The sequence below is a fragment of the Mesorhizobium sp. WSM3626 genome (assembly GCF_000513935.1).
Taxonomy (GTDB): Bacteria; Pseudomonadota; Alphaproteobacteria; order Rhizobiales; family Rhizobiaceae; genus Mesorhizobium; species Mesorhizobium salmacidum.
In genome coordinates, this window is the sequence record NZ_AZUY01000027.1 from 55,807 (window position 1) to 76,943 (window position 21,137).

General features: G+C 64.1%; 24 protein-coding genes. 17 read left to right on the forward strand and 7 right to left on the reverse strand.

Going from position 1 to position 21,137, the window contains the following annotated elements; all coding sequences use genetic code 11:
• Positions 1-12 precede the first annotated feature (12 nt).
• From flgK to M653_RS0119090, 7 genes are all read left to right on the forward strand, one after another.
• Entirely contained in the window at positions 13-1,464 is a 1,452-nt protein-coding gene (gene flgK, locus M653_RS0119060; RefSeq protein ID WP_027144767.1) for a flagellar hook-associated protein FlgK, read from the forward strand.
• 3 nt (positions 1,465-1,467) lie between these two features.
• Positions 1,468-2,511: a flagellar hook-associated family protein gene (locus M653_RS0119065; RefSeq protein WP_027144768.1), complete on the forward strand. Its 1,044-nt coding sequence runs from the start codon at positions 1,468-1,470 to the stop codon at positions 2,509-2,511.
• Between the two features lie 32 nt (positions 2,512-2,543).
• Positions 2,544-2,891: a flagellar biosynthesis regulator FlaF gene (gene flaF, locus M653_RS0119070; RefSeq protein WP_027144769.1), complete on the forward strand. Its 348-nt coding sequence runs from the start codon at positions 2,544-2,546 to the stop codon at positions 2,889-2,891.
• Positions 2,888-3,331 (forward strand): flagellar biosynthesis repressor FlbT, encoded by a 444-nt coding sequence (gene flbT, locus M653_RS0119075; protein WP_027144770.1) that lies wholly within the window; start codon positions 2,888-2,890, stop codon positions 3,329-3,331. The genes flaF and flbT overlap by 4 nt, the downstream gene beginning before the upstream one ends.
• Positions 3,331-3,738: a flagellar hook assembly protein FlgD gene (gene flgD / locus M653_RS0119080; protein WP_027144771.1), complete on the forward strand. Its 408-nt coding sequence runs from the start codon at positions 3,331-3,333 to the stop codon at positions 3,736-3,738. Before flbT ends, flgD begins: the two co-directional genes overlap by 1 nt.
• Positions 3,739-3,751: 13 nt before the next feature.
• A complete protein-coding gene (gene fliQ, locus M653_RS0119085) occupies positions 3,752-4,018 on the forward strand; it encodes a flagellar biosynthesis protein FliQ (RefSeq protein ID WP_013893193.1) in 267 nt (88 codons plus the stop codon).
• Positions 4,019-4,202: 184 nt separating this feature from the next.
• Complete coding sequence (locus tag M653_RS0119090) at positions 4,203-5,846, forward strand: MFS transporter (RefSeq protein WP_027144772.1); 1,644 nt, start codon at positions 4,203-4,205, stop codon at positions 5,844-5,846.
• A 23-nt stretch (positions 5,847-5,869) separates the two neighbouring features.
• Here M653_RS0119090 and M653_RS0119095 read toward each other — a convergent pair whose 3' ends face one another.
• The 3 genes from M653_RS0119095 to M653_RS1000000134555 all read right to left on the reverse strand — a co-directional run bounded on the left by M653_RS0119095 (position 5,870) and on the right by M653_RS1000000134555 (position 8,696).
• Positions 5,870-7,651, reverse strand: coding sequence for a chloride channel protein (locus tag M653_RS0119095; RefSeq protein ID WP_027144773.1), 1,782 nt, complete (start codon positions 7,649-7,651; stop codon positions 5,870-5,872).
• 161 nt (positions 7,652-7,812) lie between these two features.
• Complete coding sequence (locus M653_RS1000000138115; RefSeq protein ID WP_280940109.1) at positions 7,813-7,944, reverse strand: hypothetical protein; 132 nt, start codon at positions 7,942-7,944, stop codon at positions 7,813-7,815.
• Positions 7,941-8,696: an NAD(P)H-binding protein gene (locus tag M653_RS1000000134555; protein WP_245262226.1), complete on the reverse strand. Its 756-nt coding sequence runs from the start codon at positions 8,694-8,696 to the stop codon at positions 7,941-7,943. The genes M653_RS1000000138115 and M653_RS1000000134555 overlap by 4 nt, the downstream gene beginning before the upstream one ends.
• A gap of 62 nt (positions 8,697-8,758) precedes the next feature.
• Between M653_RS1000000134555 and M653_RS0119110 the strand changes: the two genes are divergently transcribed.
• Entirely contained in the window at positions 8,759-9,232 is a 474-nt protein-coding gene (locus tag M653_RS0119110; RefSeq protein ID WP_051442738.1) for a MarR family transcriptional regulator, read from the forward strand.
• Between the two features lie 41 nt (positions 9,233-9,273).
• Here the strand turns inward: M653_RS0119110 and M653_RS0119115 are convergent, their stop codons facing one another.
• A complete protein-coding gene (locus tag M653_RS0119115) occupies positions 9,274-9,573 on the reverse strand; it encodes a putative quinol monooxygenase (RefSeq protein ID WP_027144775.1) in 300 nt (99 codons plus the stop codon).
• 115 nt (positions 9,574-9,688) lie between these two features.
• On the opposite strand from M653_RS0119115, the gene flhA reads away from it, so the two are divergent.
• From flhA to M653_RS0119130, 3 genes are read left to right on the forward strand one after another with little or no spacing between them, the layout of a single operon-like run.
• A complete protein-coding gene (gene flhA / locus M653_RS0119120; RefSeq protein WP_027144776.1) occupies positions 9,689-11,776 on the forward strand; it encodes a flagellar biosynthesis protein FlhA in 2,088 nt (695 codons plus the stop codon).
• A complete protein-coding gene (fliR, locus tag M653_RS0119125; protein ID WP_027144777.1) occupies positions 11,773-12,525 on the forward strand; it encodes a flagellar biosynthetic protein FliR in 753 nt (250 codons plus the stop codon). Before flhA ends, fliR begins: the two co-directional genes overlap by 4 nt.
• Position 12,526: 1 nt before the next feature.
• Complete coding sequence (locus M653_RS0119130) at positions 12,527-12,910, forward strand: hypothetical protein (protein WP_027144778.1); 384 nt, start codon at positions 12,527-12,529, stop codon at positions 12,908-12,910.
• 203 nt (positions 12,911-13,113) lie between these two features.
• On the opposite strand, the gene M653_RS01000000133025 is transcribed toward M653_RS0119130, so the two are convergent.
• Positions 13,114-13,977, reverse strand: a complete 864-nt coding sequence (locus M653_RS01000000133025) for a hypothetical protein (protein WP_156938227.1) — start codon at positions 13,975-13,977, stop codon at positions 13,114-13,116.
• Positions 13,978-14,452: 475 nt separating this feature from the next.
• Between M653_RS01000000133025 and M653_RS0119145 the strand changes: the two genes are divergently transcribed.
• The 4 genes from M653_RS0119145 to M653_RS0119160 all read left to right on the forward strand — a co-directional run bounded on the left by M653_RS0119145 (position 14,453) and on the right by M653_RS0119160 (position 16,493).
• Positions 14,453-15,025 carry a rod-binding protein gene (locus M653_RS0119145; RefSeq protein ID WP_027144779.1) on the forward strand — a complete coding sequence of 191 codons (573 nt, stop codon included), beginning with the start codon at positions 14,453-14,455 and terminating at the stop codon, positions 15,023-15,025.
• A 13-nt stretch (positions 15,026-15,038) separates the two neighbouring features.
• Positions 15,039-15,464: a hypothetical protein gene (locus M653_RS0119150; protein WP_027144780.1), complete on the forward strand. Its 426-nt coding sequence runs from the start codon at positions 15,039-15,041 to the stop codon at positions 15,462-15,464.
• A 29-nt stretch (positions 15,465-15,493) separates the two neighbouring features.
• Positions 15,494-16,015 carry a hypothetical protein gene (locus tag M653_RS0119155; protein WP_027144781.1) on the forward strand — a complete coding sequence of 174 codons (522 nt, stop codon included), beginning with the start codon at positions 15,494-15,496 and terminating at the stop codon, positions 16,013-16,015.
• Positions 16,016-16,208: 193 nt separating this feature from the next.
• Positions 16,209-16,493: an SCP2 sterol-binding domain-containing protein gene (locus tag M653_RS0119160; RefSeq protein WP_027144782.1), complete on the forward strand. Its 285-nt coding sequence runs from the start codon at positions 16,209-16,211 to the stop codon at positions 16,491-16,493.
• 90 nt (positions 16,494-16,583) lie between these two features.
• On the opposite strand, the gene M653_RS0119165 is transcribed toward M653_RS0119160, so the two are convergent.
• Both M653_RS0119165 and odc2 read right to left on the reverse strand, forming a co-directional pair.
• Positions 16,584-17,150 carry an N-acetyltransferase gene (locus tag M653_RS0119165; RefSeq protein ID WP_027144783.1) on the reverse strand — a complete coding sequence of 189 codons (567 nt, stop codon included), beginning with the start codon at positions 17,148-17,150 and terminating at the stop codon, positions 16,584-16,586.
• Positions 17,151-17,247: 97 nt separating this feature from the next.
• Positions 17,248-18,381 (reverse strand): ornithine/lysine decarboxylase, encoded by a 1,134-nt coding sequence (gene odc2, locus M653_RS0119170; RefSeq protein ID WP_027144784.1) that lies wholly within the window; start codon positions 18,379-18,381, stop codon positions 17,248-17,250.
• A gap of 542 nt (positions 18,382-18,923) precedes the next feature.
• On the opposite strand from odc2, the gene M653_RS0119175 reads away from it, so the two are divergent.
• Positions 18,924-20,120: an amidase gene (locus M653_RS0119175; protein WP_027144785.1), complete on the forward strand. Its 1,197-nt coding sequence runs from the start codon at positions 18,924-18,926 to the stop codon at positions 20,118-20,120.
• Positions 20,121-20,123: 3 nt separating this feature from the next.
• The gene (locus M653_RS0119180; protein WP_027144786.1) at positions 20,124-21,023 is read left to right on the forward strand and encodes a LysR family transcriptional regulator; all 900 of its coding nucleotides are present in this window, start codon (positions 20,124-20,126) and stop codon (positions 21,021-21,023) included.
• Positions 21,024-21,137 lie beyond the last annotated feature (114 nt).

Below are 21,137 nucleotides of genomic sequence, written 5' to 3' on the forward strand. Positions count from 1 at the left end.
TGAAAGACCAGCATGTCGCTTTCCTCCGCACTGAGCATCGCCCAATCGGCGCTTCTGGCCACCTCGCGGCAGACAAGCGTCGTCACGCGCAACGTGGCAGACGCCGACAATCCGAACTATTCGCGCCGCATCGCGCTCGTCACCAGCACGACGCCCGGCGCGCGTTCGGTTGATGTTCAGCGTGCGGCCAACGACCTGCTGTTTCGCCAGAACCTCGGCGCTTTGTCCGCCTACGCCGGCCAGAACGCGCTCTACAGCGGCATGGATCAGCTCGACGTTTCAGTGAATGGCGTCGACAACGCCTCCTCACCTTCGACCGCCATCGCCAATCTGCAGCAGGCGCTGCAGCTATACGCCACCTCGCCGTCCAACCAGAATCTGGGCTCGAGCGTCATCGACGCGGCCAAACAGGTCGTGCGGTCCCTGAATGAAGGCTCCAAGGCCATTCAGGATTTTCGTACCCAGACCGACGGCCAGATCGACACCGCCGTCAAAGACCTCAACTCGCTGCTCAACCAGTTCCAGGATGCCAATATCGCGGTCATGTCCGGAACCCGTTCGGGCACCGACGTTTCCGATGCGCTCGACCAACGCGACGCATTGTTGAAGAAGATCGCCAATTACATTCCGGTATCGACCTTCACGCGTGGCGATAATGACATGGTCATCACCACGGGCGACGGCACGACATTGTTCGAGACGATCCCACGCACCGTCAGCTTCGCCCCATCTTCGGGCTATGCCGCGGGTGCGGCTGGCAACACCGTCTATATCGACAATGTGCCGGTCTCGGCGGGCAGCGGCGGCAACACCACCGCCAGCGGCACGATTGCCGGCATGCTGCAATTGCGCGACGGCGTCGCCTCGACCATGCAGAGCCAACTCGACGAAACCGCGCGCGGCCTGATCACCGCCTTTGCCGAAACCGCACCGTCGATGCCCAACGCGGCGGGCCTGTTCACCTGGTCGGGCGCACCAGCGGTACCAGCCGCGGGCACGCTCGTCGATGGCCTTGCTGGAACGATCAAGATCAATGCCGCGATGGATCCCAGCACCGGCGGCAACCCGACATTGCTGCGCGACGGCGGCGCCAATGGCGCCGCTTACGTCGCCAACACTGGCGGAGCTTCATACTCCAACCTTCTGGTCGCCTATGGCGACCAGCTCGACAAGCCGATGACGTTCGATTCCTCGGCCGGGATTTCGGCAACCTCCAGCGTTGCCGACTACGCCGCCAATTCGATCGGCTGGTTGCAGGGCGTTCGTCAGCAGGCTTCGACCGCCGCCGACGCGAAGGAAGCCCTGGCACAGCGCAGTGCCGATGCCTTGTCCAACGCAACCGGCGTCAATGTCGATCAAGAGATGTCGCTGATGCTCGATCTCGAGCATACCTATCAGGCATCCGCCCGGATGATGAAGACCGTCGACGACATGATGACGGCCCTGTTGAACGCGGTGGGATAAGCCATGACCTTTGTCTCCTCTGCTGCCCTCACGAATGCCATGCGCTATCAGCAGATGCGCATGCAGGCCGATCTCGTCAAAGCCACGAAGGAGGCCTCGACCGGCAAGGTCGCCGATGTCGGTCTGGCACTTGGTGGGCGCACCGCCCAGTCCGTCACCTTTTCGCGCGACCTCGACCGGCTCAACGTCATTGTCGATTCCAACGGACTGGTGGCCGCCCGGCTCTCATCGACCCAGACCTCGCTCGGCCAGCTCTCCAACGTCGCGCAGACTTTCCTGTCCAGCCTGACCACCGCATCGTCGGGCGACAACTCCGACAGCCTGACCCAATCGACCGGCCAGACAACTATCCAGCAGCTTACGTCGATCCTCAACACCAGCGTCAACGGCGAATATCTGTTCGCTGGCACCAATACCGACGTCAAGCCCATCAACGATTTCACGGCCCCCGGTTCTCCCGCCAAGACTGCCTTCGACGCCTCCTTCGTCGCCAAATTTGGCTTCACGCCCAATGACCCGGCCGCGGCCAACATCACCGCGGCCCAAATGGACGATTTCATCACCAACGATGTCACGCCGCAGTTCCTCGGCGCGGGCTGGCAGACCAACATGTCGAATGCCACCGACCAGCAGATCGTCAGCCGCATCGCGCTCAACGAAACCACCGAGACCTCGACCGGCGCCAACAGCGACGGCATCAGGAAGCTCGCCATGGCGGCGGCCTTGGTCTCCAGCCTGATGTCCACCAATATCAGCCGGGCGGCAAAGGACAGCATCGTCGACCACTCGCAGGTGCTGGTTGGCGAAGCGCTGAGCGGCATCGCGCAGGTCCAATCCCAGACTGGCATCGTCCAGAAGCGCGTCTCCGACGCCAGCGACCGCATGAAGACGCAGATCGACCTGTTCGAACGGCACATTCTGGATCTCGAAGCAGTCGATCCGGCGGCAGCCGCGACCCGCGTCGCCGACCTGACGCAGCATATCGAGACGTCTTTCGCTCTGACGGCGCGCCTGCAGCAGCTCAGCCTGTTGAATTACCTGACCTGAAAGCACTCTGAACCGGAACGGTAGAGCCAACGATGTACCAATTCTCCTACGCCGACGTCCAAAGCACCTCCGTCACGGACGCCAAGGACCGTGAGCGCGAACTGCTGACCCGCTCGATCGAGATGCTGTCGGCTGCGGCGGTCGCCGGCCAGGATTCGATGGAGGCCGTGGAGGCACTGAATTTCACCAACCGCGTCTGGACTGTCTTCGTCGAAGACCTTGGCTCCAGCGACAATGCGCTCCCCAAGGAATTGCGCGCCAACCTGATTTCCATCGGGCTGTGGCTGCTGCGCGAGGCCGAGGACATCCGCCAGGGCCGCACCGACAATTTCGAGGGGCTGATCGAAGTATCCCAGATCATCCGCGACGGCATTCAATGACGAACACGCTGAAGATATCGCTGAAGCCCAATGAGAAGATCTACATCAACGGCGCGGTCATCCGCGTCGACCGCAAGGTCACCGTCGAGCTGATGAACGACGTGCAGTTCCTGCTCGAGAGCCATGTGATCCAGGCCGACGAGGCGTCGACGCCATTGCGGCAGCTCTACTTCATCGTGCAGGTCATGCTGATGAACCCCGCTGGTGCCGATGAAGCACGCGGGATGTTCCGCCGCTCGCTGCCGCTGCTCATTGCAAGTTTCGAAGACGCCGAGATCGGCAACGCGCTGAAACAGGTCGACCGCATGGTCGGCGAGGATCACATCTACGAGGCCTTGAAGGCGATCCGTTCGCTTTATCCTCTCGAACGCCGCGCGCTTGGCGGCAATGACGACGTTCCGGGTGCCGCGCGCCCGCTGGCCGTGGGGGCACGATACTAATGACCGTGGACATGACGACGACGATACCGGCTGGCGCCAACCAGACCACCAAGTCGACCTCGAAGACAGCGGTCGACTATCAGTCCTTCCTGAAGCTTCTGATCGCGGAGATGAAGAACCAGGATCCGACCAAGCCGATGGATTCGACGGCGTACGTCGCCCAGCTCGCCACCTTCTCCCAGGTCGAGCAATCGGTACAGAGCAACACCAAGCTCGACCAGATCATGCAGTCCTCGGCGCTGTCGCAGGCCGACGCTATTATCGGCCGCTCGATCACGTCGGCCGACGGCAAGACCACCGGAATGGTGGCTTCGGTGACGCTCGCCAGCAGCGGACTGATCGCAGTGCTGCAGGACGGCACCCAGGTCCCCGTCGGCGCGGGCGTGTCGATCAAGCCGGCGAGCTAGGCCAACCGCCGACATGAACGAAGCCGACGCTCTCGACATCGTCCAGTACGCGGTTTGGACGGTGCTGACGGCATCCGCGCCGGTGGTGCTGGTCGCAATGGCCGTCGGCATCGGCATCGCCTTGATCCAGGCGTTGACACAGGTCCAGGAAATCACCTTGACCTTCGTGCCCAAGATCGTCGCCATCATGCTGGTGGTGGCGCTTACGGGCCCCTTCATCGGCGGCCAGATATCGGCCTTCACCAATGTCATCTTCGAGCGCATCCAGAACGGTTTCTGAGCGATTCCAGAAAGGGTGCCCGGCGCCTTCCGGCACGAGCGTGTGGCCCTTCGCTATCCCCTTGTTGGACCATGATCTTCCCCGCAAGGCATTCGCCCTTTGCGCCGTGATGCCATAGTTTCGGCAAATCATGCGGGGAAACGGATCACCGCAAGGATCGGCACGCCGTGGCAGGAACCCGCCCATGATTGACGAAAAGCCGGATAGCGAAAGCGTCTCGGCGCTGGCGCCGTTCCGGCACGGGATCTTCCGCGCCGTCTGGGGCGCAAGTCTCGTCTCCAATTTCGGCGGCTTGATCCAGGGCGTCGGCGCCGCCTGGATGATGACCACCATCGCCACCTCGCCCTATCAGGTCGCCCTGGTCCAGGCCTCGACCACCTTGCCGATCATGCTGTTCGCGCTTGTCGCGGGCGCCATTGCCGACAGCTTCGACCGCCGCAAGGTGATGCTGATCGCCCAGACCTTCATGCTGGTCGTTTCGGTGCTTCTGACCGTATTCACCTATCTGGACCTGATCACGCCGTGGACGCTGCTGGCCTTCACCTTCCTGATCGACAGCGGCACGGCGCTCAACAGCCCGTCATGGCAGGCCTCCGTCGGCGACATCGTTCCGCGCAACAAGGTGCCTGCCGCCGTGGCGTTGAATTCCATGGGCTTCAACCTGACCCGCAGCGTCGGCCCCGCGATCGGCGGCATCATCGTCGCGGCCGCCGGTGCGGCCGCCGCCTTCGCGGCGAACGCGGTGAGCTATGTCGGCCTCATCGTCGTGCTGGCACGCTGGAAGCCGGATCTACCGGTCTCGACCCTGCCGCGCGAGTCATTGGGGGCCGCCATGGGCGCCGGCCTGCGTTACGTCGCCATGTCGCCCAACATCGGCAAGGTGCTGGTCAGGGGCGCGGCCTTTGGCTTCAGCGCCGGCGCGGTGCTGGCGCTGCTGCCGCTGGTGGCGCGCGACGTCGTCAGGGGCGACGCGCTGACCTACGGCATCATGCTGGGCGCCTTCGGCATCGGCGCGGTCGGCGGCGCGCTGATCAGCGTGCGGCTTCGGCAGTTGCTCTCCAGTGAGACGATGGTGCGCGGTGCCTTCGCCGGCTTCGCTGCCTGCGCGTTCAACGCCGCCATCAGCCAGCATGCCTGGCAGACCTCGCTCGGCCTGCTGGTCGGCGGTGCGTGCTGGGTGATTGCGCTCTCGCATTTCAACGTTACCGTGCAGATGGCGACGCCGCGCTGGGTGGTCGGCCGGGTTCTGTCGGTCTACCAGACCGCCACCTTCGGCGGCATCGCGTTGGGCAGCTGGATCTGGGGTGTGGTCGCCGACGCGCATGGCGCCGAGACGGCGCTGATCGCCGCGGCCATCGCCATGCTGGCCGGCGGCGCCATTGGTCTCGTGCTGCCGCTACCACAACAGCAGGTGCTCAACCTCGACCCGCTCAATCGCTTCAAGGAGCCGCACCTCGCCCTCGACTTGAAGCCGCGCAGCGGTCCGATCGCCATCATGATCGAATACGTGATCCGGCGCGAGGACGAGGCGGAATTCCTCGCCACCATGGCCGAGCGCGGGCGCATCCGCCGCCGTGACGGCGCCCGAAACTGGACGCTGGCGCGCGATCTCGAAAATCCGTCGATCTGGATCGAGCATTACCACACGCCGACCTGGCTCGAATATGTCAGGCACAATGGCCGCATCACCCATGCCGACGCCATGGTCGGCGAACGCTTGCGGGCGTTGCACTCAGGCGACGAGCCGCCGCGCGTGCGCCGCGTCATCGAGCGTCCGACAACCGCCGGCACGGCGCTGGTGCCGGCCAAGGGACCGATCGAGCACTGACGAGTTCGGAGACCGCGGGCTCCTTACCCTTCCCCCGACAGGTCCCGGCGCGCCTTTTCGAGTTCCTCGGCATAGCGCCGCATCAAATGGCCCTCGGTCAGAAGCCCGAGCACAATGTGGTCGGCGAAGTCCTCGACCACGGCCAGTTCCTCGGCGCCGGCGCGCTGGAAGGTCTCGGCGGCGGCCTGCACGTTCATGCTGGGCACCAGGACGGCATCTTTGTACTGGGCAAGATCGCGCACCGGCACCTCGCCTCCGGAGGAATCGCTGTGCAGTTCGGCCACGATCAGCACGCCGACATACTCGTCCCCCGGGTCGACGGCGATCACGCGCTGGGCCGAACCCAGCGGGAACTCCTTGCGGAAGGCGGCCAGGGTCGTCGAGGCGTCGATGGTCTTGATGTCCTTGCGCATCATCGAGCCGACGGTCAGGCTGCGCATCCAGCCGACATCGTGGGCGCTGCGGATCGTCTCGCCGCGCAGGTGGAAGCGCCAGGTCGAGAACGAGTAGCCGAAGGTCTCACGCACCAGGATCGCCGCCATGATCGAGGCGGCCAGCACCACGCCGGTGAGCGTCAGATCACGGGTCGATTCCAGCGCCAGGAAGGTCATGGTCAGCGGGCCGCCGACGACACCGACGGCGAGCGACGTCATGCCGACGACGGCGGCAAGGGAAGGATCGATGCCGGTCGCCGGCGAGACGAGCGCCATGACACCGGCGAACGACTTGCCGAGCAGCGCCCCAAGGAACAGCGAGGCGAAGAACAGTCCGCCGCGAAAGCCCGAGCCCAGCGAGATGGCCGACGCCGCCAGCTTCAGCACGAAGACGCTGGCCACCACCGCCAGCCCATAATTCATGGCGAACTCGCGATGCAGCGCGCCGTGGCCGCTGGACAGGACCTGCGGCGTGATCAGGCCGAGGAGGCCGACCAGGACACCGCCGATGACGGGGCGCAGCGAGGCATCGACGGACAGCCTGTTGAACCCGCGCTCGATCAGCGTCACCAGATGCATGATGGCGATCGAGGCCGCGCCGCCAAGCAGGCCAAGCAACAGGAACGGCACATATTGGCTGGCGGTGAGTTGCGGCAACCCTGAAAGCTCGAGCGGAAACGGTACACCGCCGAACACTTCCGCAGTCAGCGACGCCGAGATCGCGGCGGTCAAGACAGGCGCGACATTGGCGACCGAGTAGATGCCGATGATCAGCTCGAAACCGTAGAAGGCGCCGGTCAGCGGCGCATCGAAGGCGGCTGATATGGCGCCGGCGGCGCCGCAGCCGACGAGGATGCGGACATCGTTGCGGCGCAACCGGAAGGCACGCGCCAGCCGCGAGGCGACCCCTGAGCCGATCTGCGTATAGCCGGCCTCCAGGCCGACCGAAGCGCCGAAGCCGCTGGAAATCATCGTCTGCACGACGATGATGAAGGTGTCGGTGAGCGACATGCGCCCGCCATAGAGCGCGTTGGCCTCGATCGGGTCGACCGGCGTGCGGAATTTCCGAAGCCTCAGCCAGACCACCGATATCCCAAGCAGGATGCCGCCGATCGCGGGGATCAGCGCCTGCATCGGATTGGCGAGCGAGAACATGCCGGACAGGCGTCCGCCGGGCTGGACGCCAAACAGCAGCCCGTGCAGGTCCTGCACGATCTGGCTCATCGCGGTGACCAGTATGCCCGCCATGACGCCGACAACGCCCGCCAGGATGACCACGGCGATGCCGCGCGCCTCCAAGAGAGGGACTGACCTCAGAAGCACCGCGCGCAGCCGGCGGGCGTAGACTTGGGGTTGGTTTCTGGAAAGCACCGGGACGGCTCGCCGATATCAAAGGCAACGGAAGACCCGCCTGATACGCCGGGCGGCACGTCGTGACAACCACAATGCCGACATCAAAGGCGCCAATATGGCCGCGATGCCGCCTGACCCGGCCTTTCCCGCCCTGGCGTGGAAAGCCACCGGCGCGGTTGTCAATCCGGGATCGTCAGCGGGCCGCAATCGTCGTCGGCAATAAAGGTCGCCAGCAGTTCGGCCGGCTCGGTGGTGCTGGCATTCTCGGCGAAGAGATGGATCGCTCGCAAACGGGCTTGATTGCTGATCATGTCGATGTCTCCGAACGCATTGATTCAGGCGGGCAAGCGGAAATCGGCGCGCCAGCCGAGTTCCTCGGCCGCCTTTCGCGTCGAGACGGCCTCATTGGGTTCGGCAATGTTGAAGATGCCGGGCACGCCCTTGTCCAGCGCAAGCAGCGCCGCATAGGCGGCCGCATCGACATGCACCGGCGACGCCCCGCCGGGGTGTCCGCTCCCGTTCCCGGGCCGTAGAGCTGGCCATACCGCAGGATGATGCCGGCGAATGGAGCTTCGAGCACAGCCGTTTCTAGCGCGATGACCCCGCCGACGCTGATGCCGCGATTGCCACTCGCCCCGCCATCCAGCGGATCGGCCTCGGCATGCGGCTCGGGGCCTGGCGCATAGGCCCAGGCGATGCTTTGCGCCACCATGCGCCTGACGCTGGCGGCGGCGGCCGCGGCGACCAGATTGCGTGTGCCCTCCTCGCGGATGCGCGCATTGCGAACGACAGCCTCGGCCATGCGGCTCGGGTCCAGGCCCGCCGGCAGATCGGTCAGCTGGTGGACGACGATGTCGGGGCGGGCAGCAAGCATCGCCCGCGACAGTGATTTCGCGTCGAACACATCCACAACCACCGGCTCGACGCCAAGGACCTCGAGTCTGACGGCCTTGTCGGCACTGCGCGTGGTGCCCGTCACTTGATGGCCGGCGGCCAGGAGTTGCGGGACCAACCGCTGCCCGATGGCGCCAGAAGCGCCGGCCAGAAAAATCCGATAGGCCATCGTCATCGTCCTTGCTCTGTTTTAATATCAGGGCTCGAATAACATATAAGAGCCCTTACATCATGCGCAAGCCAAATCCGTCTAGTCCAGCACCGGGCGAAGGCAAACGCGGCGAGGAAGGCTATCTCGGCTATCTCCTGCGGCAGGCCGCCGGCGCGCATCGGCTGAGGGTCGATCGGGCGCTAGCCGATCTCGGCGTGACGCAGCCGCAATTCGTCACTTTGACCATGCTGGCGGCCTATCCCGGCCTGTCAAATGCCGATCTTGCCCGGCTGGCGCTGCTCACCCCGCAAACGCTCAGCGTCATCGTCACCAATCTGGAGCGGGCCGGCTCGCTGGTGCGCAAGCCGCACGCTGTCCATGGCCGCATCCAGCACATCGAGCTCAGCGCCAGCGGACAGGCCCTGCTGCGGCGATGCCGGAACCGTGTGCATGCGATCGAGAGCGAACTGACCGCCGGCCTGTCGACGCCGGAGGAACGAGCCGTCAGGCGGTGGCTGGTCGGCGTTGCCACCGCAGACACGGCCGAGACCTGATTGCTTGCTGGCGGCCGGCAAGGATCCGGGCGCCGGACCGCTCAGGTCGGCATGGCTTCGCCGGCCTCGTAGAGCATGAGATTGCGCTCGCCGATGCCGAGGCCCGGCCAACTCGCGCGCCAGTCGGCGATGTGCGGCGAGCGGAAATGCGCATCGAGTGCCGGCCTGTCGCGCCATGCCTCGGTGACCCGGATCAAGCCGGGATCAAGCACATCCTGCGCATAGGAATATTCAAGGCAGCCGTCCTCGGCGCGGCTGGCGCGAACCATGCGTTCCATTACCGGCCTAGCCTCGTCGAGCCTGTTGGGCGGCAGGCGGATCGTACCGATGATCAGCAGCATGGATTGTCCTTCGCGAGAGAGTCGATCCGGCCACTCTCCCACCCTCGCGCAAGCTTGGCCAGCTACCCTCGCCGGGCTGTCGCATGCTCGGCAGCCCTGTGGTTCGAGGACGAGAATGGCGATCAGCGAAAGCATCCAGCCCGGCGCGGTGGCCAAGAACGGCCGCGACATCTTCTTCGCGCTCGGCATCGTCATCATCCTGGCCATGCTGTTCCTGCCGATCCCGGCCTTTCTCATCGACATCGGACTGGCTTTCTCGATCGCGCTTTCGGTGCTGATCCTGATGGTAGCGCTGTGGATCCAGCGGCCGTTGGATTTCTCCTCGTTCCCGACCGTGCTGCTCATCGCCACCATGCTGCGCCTGTCGCTCAACATCGCCACCACGCGCATGATCCTGTCGCATGGCAATGAGGGCACGCACGCCGCCGGCTATGTCATCGCCGGCTTCTCCAAGCTGGTCATGGCCAGCGACTTCGTCATCGGCCTCATCGTCTTCATGATCCTGATCGTGGTGAACTTCATCGTCATCACCAAGGGCGCCACCCGTATCGCCGAGGTCGGCGCGCGCTTCACCCTCGACGCCATCCCCGGCAAGCAGATGTCGATCGACGCCGACCTCTCCGCCGGCATGATCGACGACAAGACCGCGCAGCTGCGCCGCCGCGAACTGGAAGAGGAATCCTCCTTCTTCGGCTCGATGGACGGCGCCTCGAAATTCGTGCGCGGCGACGCCATCGCCGGCCTCATCATCACCGCCATCAACATCGTCGGCGGCATAGCCATCGGCTACATCAGGCACGGCATGGGCATGGGCGAGGCCGCCGACGTGTTCATCAAGCTGTCTGTCGGCGACGGTCTGGTCACCCAGATTCCGGCGCTGATCGTCTCGCTGGCGGCCGGCCTGCTGGTGTCCAAGGGCGGCACGCGCGGCTCGACGAACCAGGCCGTGTTCGGCCAGCTCGGCGCCCATCCGCGCGCGCTCTACGTGGCGGCCGCACTGCTGGTGCTGCTCGGCCTGATGCCCGGCCTGCCGCTGTTCCCGTTCTTCGCGCTGGCCGCCGGCATGGCCGGCCTCGGCTACGTCATTCCGATGCGCCACAACCGGGCCGTCGCCGAGGCCGAGGCGCTGAAGAGCCAGGAGAAGGCGACCAAGGCCGAGGAAGAAAAGAACTCGGTCAAAGCTTCGCTCGCCACCGCCGAGATCGAGCTCCTGATCGGCAAGCAGCTTTCGACCCGGCTGCTGGTCTCGCACCAGGAACTGGTCTTCCGCATGTCCAAGATGCGCAAGAAATTCGCCCAGCAATACGGCTTCGTCGTGCCGGAAGTCCGCGTCGCCGACGACTTCGCCATCCCGCCGAAAAGTTATCAGATCAAGGTGCACGGCACCGTGGTCGCCGAATATTCGATGCGCGTCGGCGAGATCATGGTGCTGCTCGGCAACCGCGACATCCCGGAAATTCCCGGCGAGGAGATCCGCGAGCCCGCCTTCGGCATGCGCGCCTATTCCGTCATGGAGACCTTCGCCGAGGATCTGAAGCGCGAGAACTTCACCTTCGCCGACAACATGTCGGTGCTGCTCACCCATCTCTCGGAAGTCATTCGCAACAACCTGCCGCAGCTCCTCTCCTACAAGGACATGAAGGCGCTGCTCGAACGCCAGGACCAGGAATACCGCAAGCTCGCCGACGAGATCTGCACCACCCACATCTCCTATCCCGGCCTGCAGGCGGTGCTAAAGCTTTTGCTTGCCGAACGCGTCTCGATCCGCAATCTGCATCTCATCATCGAGGCCATCGCCGAGATCGCACCGCATGTGCGCCGCACCGAGCAGATCGTCGAACATGTGCGCATCCGCATGGCCCAGCAGATCTGCGGCGACCTCTCGGAAGGCGGCGTGCTTAAGGTGCTGCGCCTCGGCAACCGCTGGGACCTCGCCTTCCACCAGAGCCTCAAGCGCGACGCCAAGGGCGAGGTGCGCGAGTTCGACATCGATCCGCGCCAGCTCGAGGAGTTCGGCCAGGACGCCACCAAGGCGATCAAGAAACATCTGGAAGCCGGCGAGCGTTTCGTCCTCGTCACCGCGCCCGACGCGCGCCCCTATGTGCGCATGATCATCGAGCGCCTGTTCACCACGCTGCCGGTGCTCTCCCATGTCGAAATCGCCAAGGGCGTCGAGATCAGGGTGCTCGGGACCATATCGTGAGCGTTCTCTCGCAGGCTGTCGTCATCGCGGCGTTTCTCGCTTTCTGCCGCATCGGCGCCTGCTTCATGCTGATGCCGGGCCTGTCCAGCGCCCGCGTTCCGGTGCAGGTCAGGCTGTTCGTCGCGGTCGCCGCCACCGGCGGCCTGCTCGCCTTCCTGTGGGACAAGATCTTTCCCTTCGTCGATCCGCGCCCGCAGGTCCTGGTGCCGATGATCGTCTCGGAGCTGCTGGTCGGCGGGCTGATCGGCGCCATGACCAGGCTCTACATGGAAGCGCTTCGCTTCATGGGCTCGGCCATCGCCATGCTGATCGGCTATGGCGGCTCCGGCGGACCGGCGATCGAGGAGCCGGAACCGCAGGCAGCGCTTGCCGCCATCATCTCGTTTTCGGCGCTGCTGATGCTGTTCGTCTTCGACTTCGACCACGAGATCGTCCGTGCCCTGGTGACGTCCTACACGGTCGCGCCGGTCAACGTCTTCTTCAACCCACAGGCCGCACTGGTCGACATCACCGACACCGTGTCGGACACGTTCTTCCTGGTCATCCGCCTCGGCAGCCCGTTCGTCGCCTATGCCATTCTCGTCAATCTGACGATCGGCTTCGTCAACAAGCTGACCCCGCAGATCCCGATCTATTTCATCTCCCAGCCCTTCGTTATCGCAGGCGGTATGCTGATCTTCTATTTCGCCATCGGCACCATGCTGTCGCTGTTCGTCGACGGCTTCGTCGACCTCACACTGGCAAGGTGACATGAGCACGCGCAAGGACCGCTTGAGGAAACTGGTCAAGGTGCAGGAACAGCTGAAAGCCTTGCACGAAAGCCGCCACGCCGCCTTCGTCGCCGCGGCAAACGCCGCCGAGACCGAAGCCTGCGAATTGATCGGCCATTTCGACCAGGACAATTCCCTCTCCAGCCTGTTCCCCGATCTCTACCATCGCCGCATCGCCCAGGCCGTCGTGCGCCAGGAGGAAAGCCTGGAAAACGCGAGGCAGGAAGCCAGCCTCATCGCCGCGGCAAGCGCCCGCACCAACATCGTCGAGCGCGCCTACAAGGACGTGCGCAACCGCGACGAACGCGAGAGATCAGACCGCGAGCGCCTAGATCTGATCGCCCAGAAGCGCAATGACGGATAGCAGCGGATTCTGCTATTGCCCTAAAGGCGCGACCGTCGTCTGCCGATGATATGGTGGAGATTGTCGGGTGATAACACCTGGATTTCGCTGGGTCTACTTCGGCGCGTTCAGGCCAATCCCCATGAACACGTCCGCGCGGCGTACACCGTTGCGAGGGATTTCGATAGCATGGTCGGGATTGAACGTGACCGTCTGGCCTTCAGTCATGTTCCTTTCATCTTCGTATCCTGAGCTTCGATCATCGCTCGGGTGACGACTTTGGCCGGATCTCTTTCCCGCTCGGCCTTCGCGAACTCTTCGTCGCTAAGCGAGCCATCACCGTAGTCGGCGTAGTCTAGGTGTACCCACCCAGATCCCAGGAACTCCATTCCATAATTGACGCCAACGAAACCGCTCGCCGGGATCAGATAGATCCGCACAAACGGGTGGTTTTCATACTCTGTCTTAATGAACTGCGCGCCGGGAGTGTCTTCGATGAACCACGGCTGGCCGCCGAAATAGCCAAACTGCCTTGAGATGATTTTGCCGAGCAGCGTCAGCGCCAGAAGCGCATCCTCGCGCATTGTTGCATAGGTCTCAGGATTGAAGTGAACCGACCGATGCCGCAGCGTTTCCAGTATCAGGAAATTCTCGGCTGCTTCCGGCAGGAGCACGTTCCAGTCGGTGAGCATTTCGACGGAGCGAGGCCATTTGTCGAAGGAGTCCTTGTTGTACACTTTTCGGTAGTGCGGCGAGGACTTGAAACTGTCGCGCAGGTCGAGGATCAGGTGATTGAGTATGCGCTCGCCTAGTGCGCATGTGGCGACAAGCGCCGGGTAGTACGCGCCCACGACGAAAGCCGAACGTGCCTGCCGGTGCATGGCGTTGTGGTAGGTTACCAGCGACATGCCTTTAGGGCCAAGGTCTCTCGTATTTTGGATGACGGCGTCGATGTTACGCTCGCCGTGTTCGAGCTTCAGACGCTGGATAGCGCTTGCTCGTCTTTCGAGGTGGTTCCTTTTGACGGGCTCGTCCCAATGTTCCGCGGGTTCGTCGAGGCTGAGCGGCGTGGAGTCAAAGTCGAACAAATATGGGTTGTAACGTCGGAGTCCTCGATCCGCGAGCTCACTATGCGAGGCGTGATCGTAAACTCCCCTTGGTAAATCGGCGATCGTAGTGCGGCATTGTTCCATGATCTGATCGTAGCCGGGCGATTGGCCCCGCTCAAGTTAATTGGCCGATCCGCACAAACCGGCTCCGCGTTCGAGATGATTGGCCCGCGAATACTCCGCGTTGCACCACGCGGACACCTTGTGATTGCCGGCTTCGGTCCAATTCCGGACCTTGGCACCGGTTGGTCAGATGTCCGCTCTTCGTCCTAGCATCGGACGGTCTGCCATCGACCCGTTCCCGCCGCTCCAAACCCATCTCCGAATGGCTGTCTCTGGCTCCTGGAACACTAGCCACCCACCCTGCGTTCGGCCTCCCCTCTCCTCGCAAGCCTGCCACAAGCTTGTTGAGGCATGGTCCTGGCTAAGGAAACCCGGCAAAAGGCGGACCTTCTTGGCGATTTCTCCACCCAGCGACATCGTGATGGATGTCGCCCGAGCTGCCGATCCGATGGACATCGAGGCTGCCCGCGCCGCGCTGACCAAGCGCGCCGGGAGCGTCGCCGGCACGTTTTCGGTCGACACCGCGGCCTCGGTCGATGCCGGCTCGATCCTGTCGCGCGCGACAGCAGACAAAGCCGCGGCGACAGCCGACCCTGCCAAGAAATTCAAGAAGTTCGAGGCGATGGTCTTGCAGACCTTCATCCAGAACATGCTGCCCAAGGATACCGAGGGCGTCTACGGCACGGGTCTCGCCGGCGACATGTGGAAATCGCAACTCGCCGAACGCGTCGCCGACGTCATGGCCGATCGCGGCGGCATCGGCATCGCCAAGTCGCTGCTCGCCGACCACTACATGGACGGCAAGCGCAAGGTACCGATCGGCCCGGTTTCGAATGGACCGGAAAAGACCGAGATCGACCAGCAGACCCGTCTGTCCACCTCGCTCGTCCAGGAATTACAGCGCAAGGCCGCCAGGTCGATGACCGGCGACGAGACAACCATAAAAACAGACATCAAGATCTAGACTGGGAAACACCATGGCCGACTCTTCCGAATTCACCGCCAATCTGCCAGCGCGAGCAACCGCGTCGGACGCACCGACCCCGTTCGCTCGGCCCGGAAACCTTGCCGCCATCATCGGCCGCATCGAGGAGGTGGTCGAGGAAGAGACCGCCGGCATCCGCAGCGATACAAGTTATGACCTCAAGGCGTCGAACGCCCGCAAGAGCCGCTATCTCTACGAGCTGACCCGCGCCATGAAGGGCGGCAGCGAGGCCGAATTCCTCGAGCAGCACCGTGAGGGCCTAACCCGGCTGCGCCAGAAGCTGGCGAAGAACGAGGCCGCGATCCTGGCGCATCTGAGCGCCGTCAACGAGGTTGCCGGCCTGCTGCGCAGCGCCATCCAGCGCGCCGAAACCGACGGCACCTACTCCGCCGGCGAGTTCGGCAGGCAGAAAGGTTAGAGCGCGGCGATGCCGGGCTCGGGTTCAAAATGATCAAGGTCATCGCCATAGCGGTCTGGATCTGCGCCGCCACGCTCGGCGCGGTGTTCTATTCGTTCCAGGCCGCCGGCGAACGCGGCGTAGGCGAAAAACCCAAGCCGATGCTGGGCGGGCTGGACTACGTCAAGACCGACGTCATTTCGGTGCCGCTGATCCACGATTCGAAGATCGACGGCTACTTCCTGGCCAAGCTCGTCTATACCGTCGAGCCGGAACAGATAAAGAAGCTGTCGATCCCGGCCGAGGCGCTGATTACAGACGAGGTCTACAGTTATCTTTACGCCCACCCCCAGATCGACTTCAGCAAGAAGGCGACGGTCGACCTCGATGCCTTTCGCGCCGCCATCCGCGACACGATCAACACACGTGTCGGCGCAACCCTGGTGCATGAGGTCCTGATCGACCAGGTCAATTTCCTGAGCAAGGACGAGATCCGCGACAACTGGCTGCGCCGGCGCCAGGATGCCAGCACCCCTGCGACCGAGACGCCGAAGCCGGTCAGCGCGCATTGAACTAGCCGCCATCGGCCGGGTGCCGGCGGTCCCGACAGCAGTCGGCGTCGGGGCCGATTCCTGCAATTCGCGTTGACGTAAACGTCAATCCAAAGCTATATGCGGCAGCGATCGTGATCGCCAGTGATGCCGCATGGACTTCGGCTGGACCGAATTGCCGTTGCGACAGAATGCAACCAGACAGGAGAACAGCGTGAGCGTTCAGGAGATTGCCGAGAAGATCAAGTCGCGCGTGGCCAGCAGCGGGTTCGATCGTTCCGTGAAATTCGACACCGGCAGCGACGGCGTCATCGTCATCGACGGCGCAACCGTCTCGACCACGGACGCTCCCGCCGACTGCACCATCAAGCTGTCGCTCGACGATCTGGATTCGCTGATCGCGGGCGACCTGAACCCGACCATGGCCTTCATGACCGGCAAGATAAAGGTCGAAGGCGACATGACCGTCGCCATGGCGCTGAGCCAGTTGATCGGCTGAACGGATGCGGCCGCCAGGAGCGGCTTCGAGACAACAAAACGCCGCCTTTTCAGGCGGCGTTTTGTTTGAATGGCAGTTGTGCTTAAAGCGTCACGCCGCCAGGGTCGGCGCGTGTGCCTTGAGCTTGCGGCCGGACGCCTTCAGCGTGCCCTGGGCGCCGTCGAGCGCGCCCTCCACCAGTTCCAGCGCCAGCAGGCGGTGCCGCTCGTAAGGTCCCGGCATGGCGAGCGCACCGGTCCTGGCGGCCGAAAAGCCGAAGCGGCCATAGTAAGGCTCGTCGCCGACCAGCAGGATCGCCGCGTGGCCGAGGCGCGCGGCTTCCGCAATGGCATGGCGCATCAGCGCCGAACCGATGCCGGCACTCTTGAGCGACGGGTCGACGGCGAGCGGGCCAAGCAGCAGCGCCGGACCGCCCTCGCCAAGCGTGACGTCCCATAGCCGCACCGTGCCGGCCAAGCCGCCCGAGGCATCGCGCGCGACGAAGGCCAGGCCCTCCGACGGCCGGCGGCCGCGCCGCAACTTCTCCGACGATTTGGTCTTGCGCTTCGGCCCCATGGCACGATCGAGCAAGGCTTCGCGCGCCGCCACGTCGGCAACAGTTTCGGCGACCATTGCGAAGGCCGGCGCATGAGCTACGATTTCAACTGACATTTCCATTTCCGCAATCCCTGGCGAGCGGAGATCTGTTCCACAGGCGAGCCCAAGCGGGCGACGGGCGCCCACCTGGGATGATCTGAACAGCTCTAGCGAGCCGTCAGATCACGTAGGATCGGAGAGGCTCGAAGCCGTTGAAGGCGACCGCCGAGTAGGTGGTCGTGTAGGCGCCGGTGCCTTCGATCAGCACCTCGTCGCCGATGGTCAGCGACAAAGGCAGCGGATACGGCGTCTTCTCGTACATCACGTCGGCCGAATCGCAGGTCGGGCCGGCGAGCACGCAAGGCGCGGTCTCGGTGCCGTCATGCGCGGTGACGATCGGGTAGCGGATCGCCTCGTCCATCGTCTCGGCCAGACCGCCGAACTTGCCGATGTCGAGGAACACCCAGCGCACATTGTCGTTGTCGGCCTTCTTCGAGATCAGCACGACTTCCGACTTGATGACGCCGGCATTGCCGACCATGCCGCGGCCTGGCTCGATGATCGTCTCGGGAATGGCGTTGCCGAAATGCTTGCGCAGCGCCGAGAAGATCGCCTGGCCATAGGCCTGCGCCGCCGGCACGTCGCGCAAATAGCGCGTCGGGAAGCCCCCGCCCATATTGACCATCTTGAGTACGATGCCTTCTTCGGCGAGCGTGGCGAATACCTTCTTGGCGTCGGCCAGCGCACGGTCCCATGCGGTCAGGTCGGTCTGCTGCGAGCCGACATGGAACGACACGCCGTGGGCGTCGAGGCCGAGGCCCTTGGCATGGCGCAGCACGTCGACGGCCATCGCTGGCACGCAGCCGAACTTGCGCGACAGCGGCCATTCGGCGCCTTCGCCATCGGTCAGCACGCGGCAGAACACGCGGGCGCCTGGAGCGGCGCGGGCGATCTTCTCGACCTCCTCGACGCAGTCGACCGCGAACAGCTTGATGCCGAGCTGGTAGGCGCGTGCGATATCACGCTCCTTCTTGATGGTGTTGCCGAAGGAGATGCGGTCCGCCGGCGCACCGGCGTCCATCGCCATCTCGACTTCGGCAACGGAAGCGGTGTCGAAGGACGAGCCCATCGCAGCAAGCAGGCGCAGGATTTCCGGCGCCGGGTTTGCTTTCACCGCATAGTAGATCTTGGAATCGGGCAGAGCCTTCTCGAAGGCGCGGAAATTGTCGCGCACGACATCGAGGTCGACGACGAGGCAGGGGCCGGACGGACGTCGGGTGGCAAGGAAGTCGAGGATGCGCTGTGTAGCCATCGGGTTTCTCCATCGCGCCTTTCGGCGCGCACAGGGGTGCGGACACGGGCTTTCGGCCTCGCGAACACGCGGTCAAACAAAGGCGGGACGGAAAATCCATGGAACCAGCCGGTGGAGACCCCGGAACCATGAAACGCCGTCTCGCGGCGATGAACCTTGGCCTTGCCCGGCTTCGGTTCGCTTTGTCTGCCTTGGCTTGGATTGGGAGAACCCCGTTCCGCACTGCCGGCAATGAAGGTGTGCCTCTTCAGTAACCCCGGTCTTTGGACAACCGGCAGAGAACCAGAAAGGCCCGCACCGTCGTTGCTTCAAGGTGTCCTCGGTCTGGCGGTTGGCCGCTAAACCGACTGGAGGGGTTGGCTCCAGTTACCTTACCGATTTCCCTCACCATTCGAGGACCGGCGGACACCCACAGGCACGTGCGACTTTGGGCAAGCGCGATATAGGGGCGAAGCATTTCACAATCAATAAAAATCGTATCCCAGGTTGTAAAATTTCTGGCATCGAACAATGTTGGCGCAACCGTATCCGGATATCGAACGATGACAGGCACGCACGGCCCCTTCAACGCCTTTCTCGATCTTCGCCAGATGCCGGTGGCGCATGCCGAGCTTGGGCCCCTGGCCGGCCTGCGGCTGGCGGTCAAGGACATTTACGATGTTGCCGGCTATCGCACCGGTTGCGGCAATTTGCGGAAATTCGCCGAAGGCCACGCCGCTTCGCGCACGGCACCCGCCGTGCGGATCATTCTCGAGGCGGGCGCGCGTTTCGTCGGCAAGACCCAGACCGACGAGCTCGCCTTCGCTCTGTTCGGCCAGAACGCGCATTTACCGTTTCCGGTGAACCCCGCGGCTCCCGACCGCGTCACCGGCGGCTCGTCGTCGGGGTCGGCGGCCGCGGTGGCGGGCAGGCTGGCCGACATCGCCACGGGATCCGACACCGGTGGTTCGATCCGTGCGCCGGCGAGTTTCTGCGGGCTGATCGGGCTCCGCACCACGCATGGCCGCATTTCCCTCGAGGGCACCATGCCGTTGGCGCCGAGTTTCGACACGTTCGGCTGGTTCGCCGACGACATCGAAACCTACGAGACAGTCGGCAAGCTGCTGCTCGGCAGCGACCCGCACCAGCATGCGCTCGACCGCCCGCTGACGCTCGGCTGGCTGGACGAAATGGTGGCCCGGCCGGCACTCGCCGAATATGCAGGAATGAAGGCGCTGGCGAGCGTGGTTTTCGGCACGCCGGCGACGCCGACGACGCGCTTCAGCTCTCCCCCGGATGAACTCTACTGGTGCTTTCGCCGGCTGCAGGCCAGGGAGGCCTGGGCGGTACATGGCGAATGGATCACCAGCGGCGAGCGCGACCTTGGCCCCGGGGTCGAGGAGCGTTTCGGCTTCGGCCGTGCCGTCGACGACCGGACGGCACAGGCCGAAAAAGTGCGCCGGCTGACCTTTCGCGGCGAACTGGGCGCCCTGCTCGGCAAGGACGGCTTCCTTGTCCTGCCGACGGTGCCAGGCCCGGCGCCTTACGTCGACAGCACACCCGAGCAGTTCCAGGCCTATCGCGAGCGCGCCTTGCATCTCCTGTGCCTGGCCGGGCTCTCCGGCTTTCCCCAAATCACCTTGCCGATCGGCTCGGTCGCCGGTGCTCCTTTCGGCCTGTCGCTGCTTGGCCCTTCCGGCAGCGACATAGCCCTGATACGGCTCGGCCGAAAACTTCTCGACGCAGCACAAAGAGCCTGAACAATGGATACACTGACCCGCATGCGCGCCTTCATCGATGTCGTCGAGGCCGAGGGCTTTTCGGCGGCGGCGCGCAAGATCGGCCGCTCCAAGGCGCTGCTGTCGAAATATGTGCGCGAGCTGGAGGACGAACTCGGTGCGCTGCTGCTCAACCGCACCACGCGCCAGTTCTCGATGACCGAGGCCGGCCACACCTACTACCGTCGCGCCTCGGAGATCGTGCGCGAGGTCGACAGCCTGGCCGACGCCGTGCGCGAGTCCTCCGGCGATGTGCGCGGCCGGATCAAGCTGTCGGCGCCGCGCACCTTCGCCGACGCGCCGATCGGCCAGTCGCTGATCGACTTCGCCAAGCAATATCCCGACATCGTGCTCGACATCCAGCTCGACGACCGCTTCGTCGATCTGGTCGAGGAAGGCTTCGACCTCGCGGTGCGCATCTCGCGGCTGGAGAATTCGTCGCTGATCGCCAGACGGCTGGCGCCGTTTTCGATCAAGCTTTGCGGCTCTCCCGAACTGATCGCCAGGCATGGCATGCCGACACGGCCCCAGGATCTCGGCCACATGCCCTGCATCGTCGACACCAATGGCCGCGGCCTGAACAACTGGCCGTTCAAGGGCGACAATGGCGATCCGGTGAGCATCGCCGTGTCGGGCCCGATCGAGGTCAACAGCCCGATGGCGGCGCGCGCCGCGGCCTTGTCGGGGCTTGGATTCTGCATCCTGCCGGATTTCATCGCCGCGCCCGACCTCAAGAGCGGCCAATTGATGGCGGTGCTCGACGACCGCATCCTGTCGGGCGGCGGCATCTTCGCCGTCTATCCACACCGCCGCTATCTACCGGCGAAGGTGCGCGTTTTCGTCGATTTCCTGGTGCAGTGGTTCAGGACCCGCGAGAGCGCCTGACCCCGCTTCAGTGTGCGTATCGTAGTCCCAAAACCGCTTCGCACTTTTGGGCGACACGCCTTTGTTGTGTGCGTGTCGTAGTCCCAAAACCGCTTCGCACTTTTGGGCGACACG

Excerpts from the sequence above, each read along its gene's own strand:
- flbT (WP_027144770.1), top strand. The coding sequence starts at position 2,888 with ATGACGAACACGCTGAAGATATCGCTGAAGCCCAATGAGAAGATCTAC.
- flgD (WP_027144771.1), top strand. The coding sequence starts at position 3,331 with ATGACCGTGGACATGACGACGACGATACCGGCTGGCGCCAACCAGACC.
- M653_RS0119130 (WP_027144778.1), top strand. The coding sequence starts at position 12,527 with ATGAGCACGCGCAAGGACCGCTTGAGGAAACTGGTCAAGGTGCAGGAA.
- flhA (WP_027144776.1), top strand. The coding sequence starts at position 9,689 with ATGGCGATCAGCGAAAGCATCCAGCCCGGCGCGGTGGCCAAGAACGGC.
- fliQ (WP_013893193.1), top strand. The coding sequence starts at position 3,752 with ATGAACGAAGCCGACGCTCTCGACATCGTCCAGTACGCGGTTTGGACG.
- M653_RS0119065 (WP_027144768.1), top strand. The coding sequence starts at position 1,468 with ATGACCTTTGTCTCCTCTGCTGCCCTCACGAATGCCATGCGCTATCAG.
- M653_RS1000000134555 (WP_245262226.1), bottom strand. The coding sequence starts at position 8,696 with ATGGCCTATCGGATTTTTCTGGCCGGCGCTTCTGGCGCCATCGGGCAG.
- M653_RS0119090 (WP_027144772.1), top strand. The coding sequence starts at position 4,203 with ATGATTGACGAAAAGCCGGATAGCGAAAGCGTCTCGGCGCTGGCGCCG.
- M653_RS0119110 (WP_051442738.1), top strand. The coding sequence starts at position 8,759 with ATGCGCAAGCCAAATCCGTCTAGTCCAGCACCGGGCGAAGGCAAACGC.
- flaF (WP_027144769.1), top strand. The coding sequence starts at position 2,544 with ATGTACCAATTCTCCTACGCCGACGTCCAAAGCACCTCCGTCACGGAC.
- M653_RS0119180 (WP_027144786.1), top strand. The coding sequence starts at position 20,124 with ATGGATACACTGACCCGCATGCGCGCCTTCATCGATGTCGTCGAGGCC.
- odc2 (WP_027144784.1), bottom strand. The coding sequence starts at position 18,381 with ATGGCTACACAGCGCATCCTCGACTTCCTTGCCACCCGACGTCCGTCC.
- M653_RS0119165 (WP_027144783.1), bottom strand. The coding sequence starts at position 17,150 with ATGGAAATGTCAGTTGAAATCGTAGCTCATGCGCCGGCCTTCGCAATG.
- flgK (WP_027144767.1), top strand. The coding sequence starts at position 13 with ATGTCGCTTTCCTCCGCACTGAGCATCGCCCAATCGGCGCTTCTGGCC.
- M653_RS0119175 (WP_027144785.1), top strand. The coding sequence starts at position 18,924 with ATGACAGGCACGCACGGCCCCTTCAACGCCTTTCTCGATCTTCGCCAG.
- M653_RS0119150 (WP_027144780.1), top strand. The coding sequence starts at position 15,039 with ATGGCCGACTCTTCCGAATTCACCGCCAATCTGCCAGCGCGAGCAACC.
- M653_RS1000000138115 (WP_280940109.1), bottom strand. The coding sequence starts at position 7,944 with ATGATCAGCAATCAAGCCCGTTTGCGAGCGATCCATCTCTTCGCCGAG.
- M653_RS0119115 (WP_027144775.1), bottom strand. The coding sequence starts at position 9,573 with ATGCTGCTGATCATCGGTACGATCCGCCTGCCGCCCAACAGGCTCGAC.
- M653_RS0119155 (WP_027144781.1), top strand. The coding sequence starts at position 15,494 with ATGATCAAGGTCATCGCCATAGCGGTCTGGATCTGCGCCGCCACGCTC.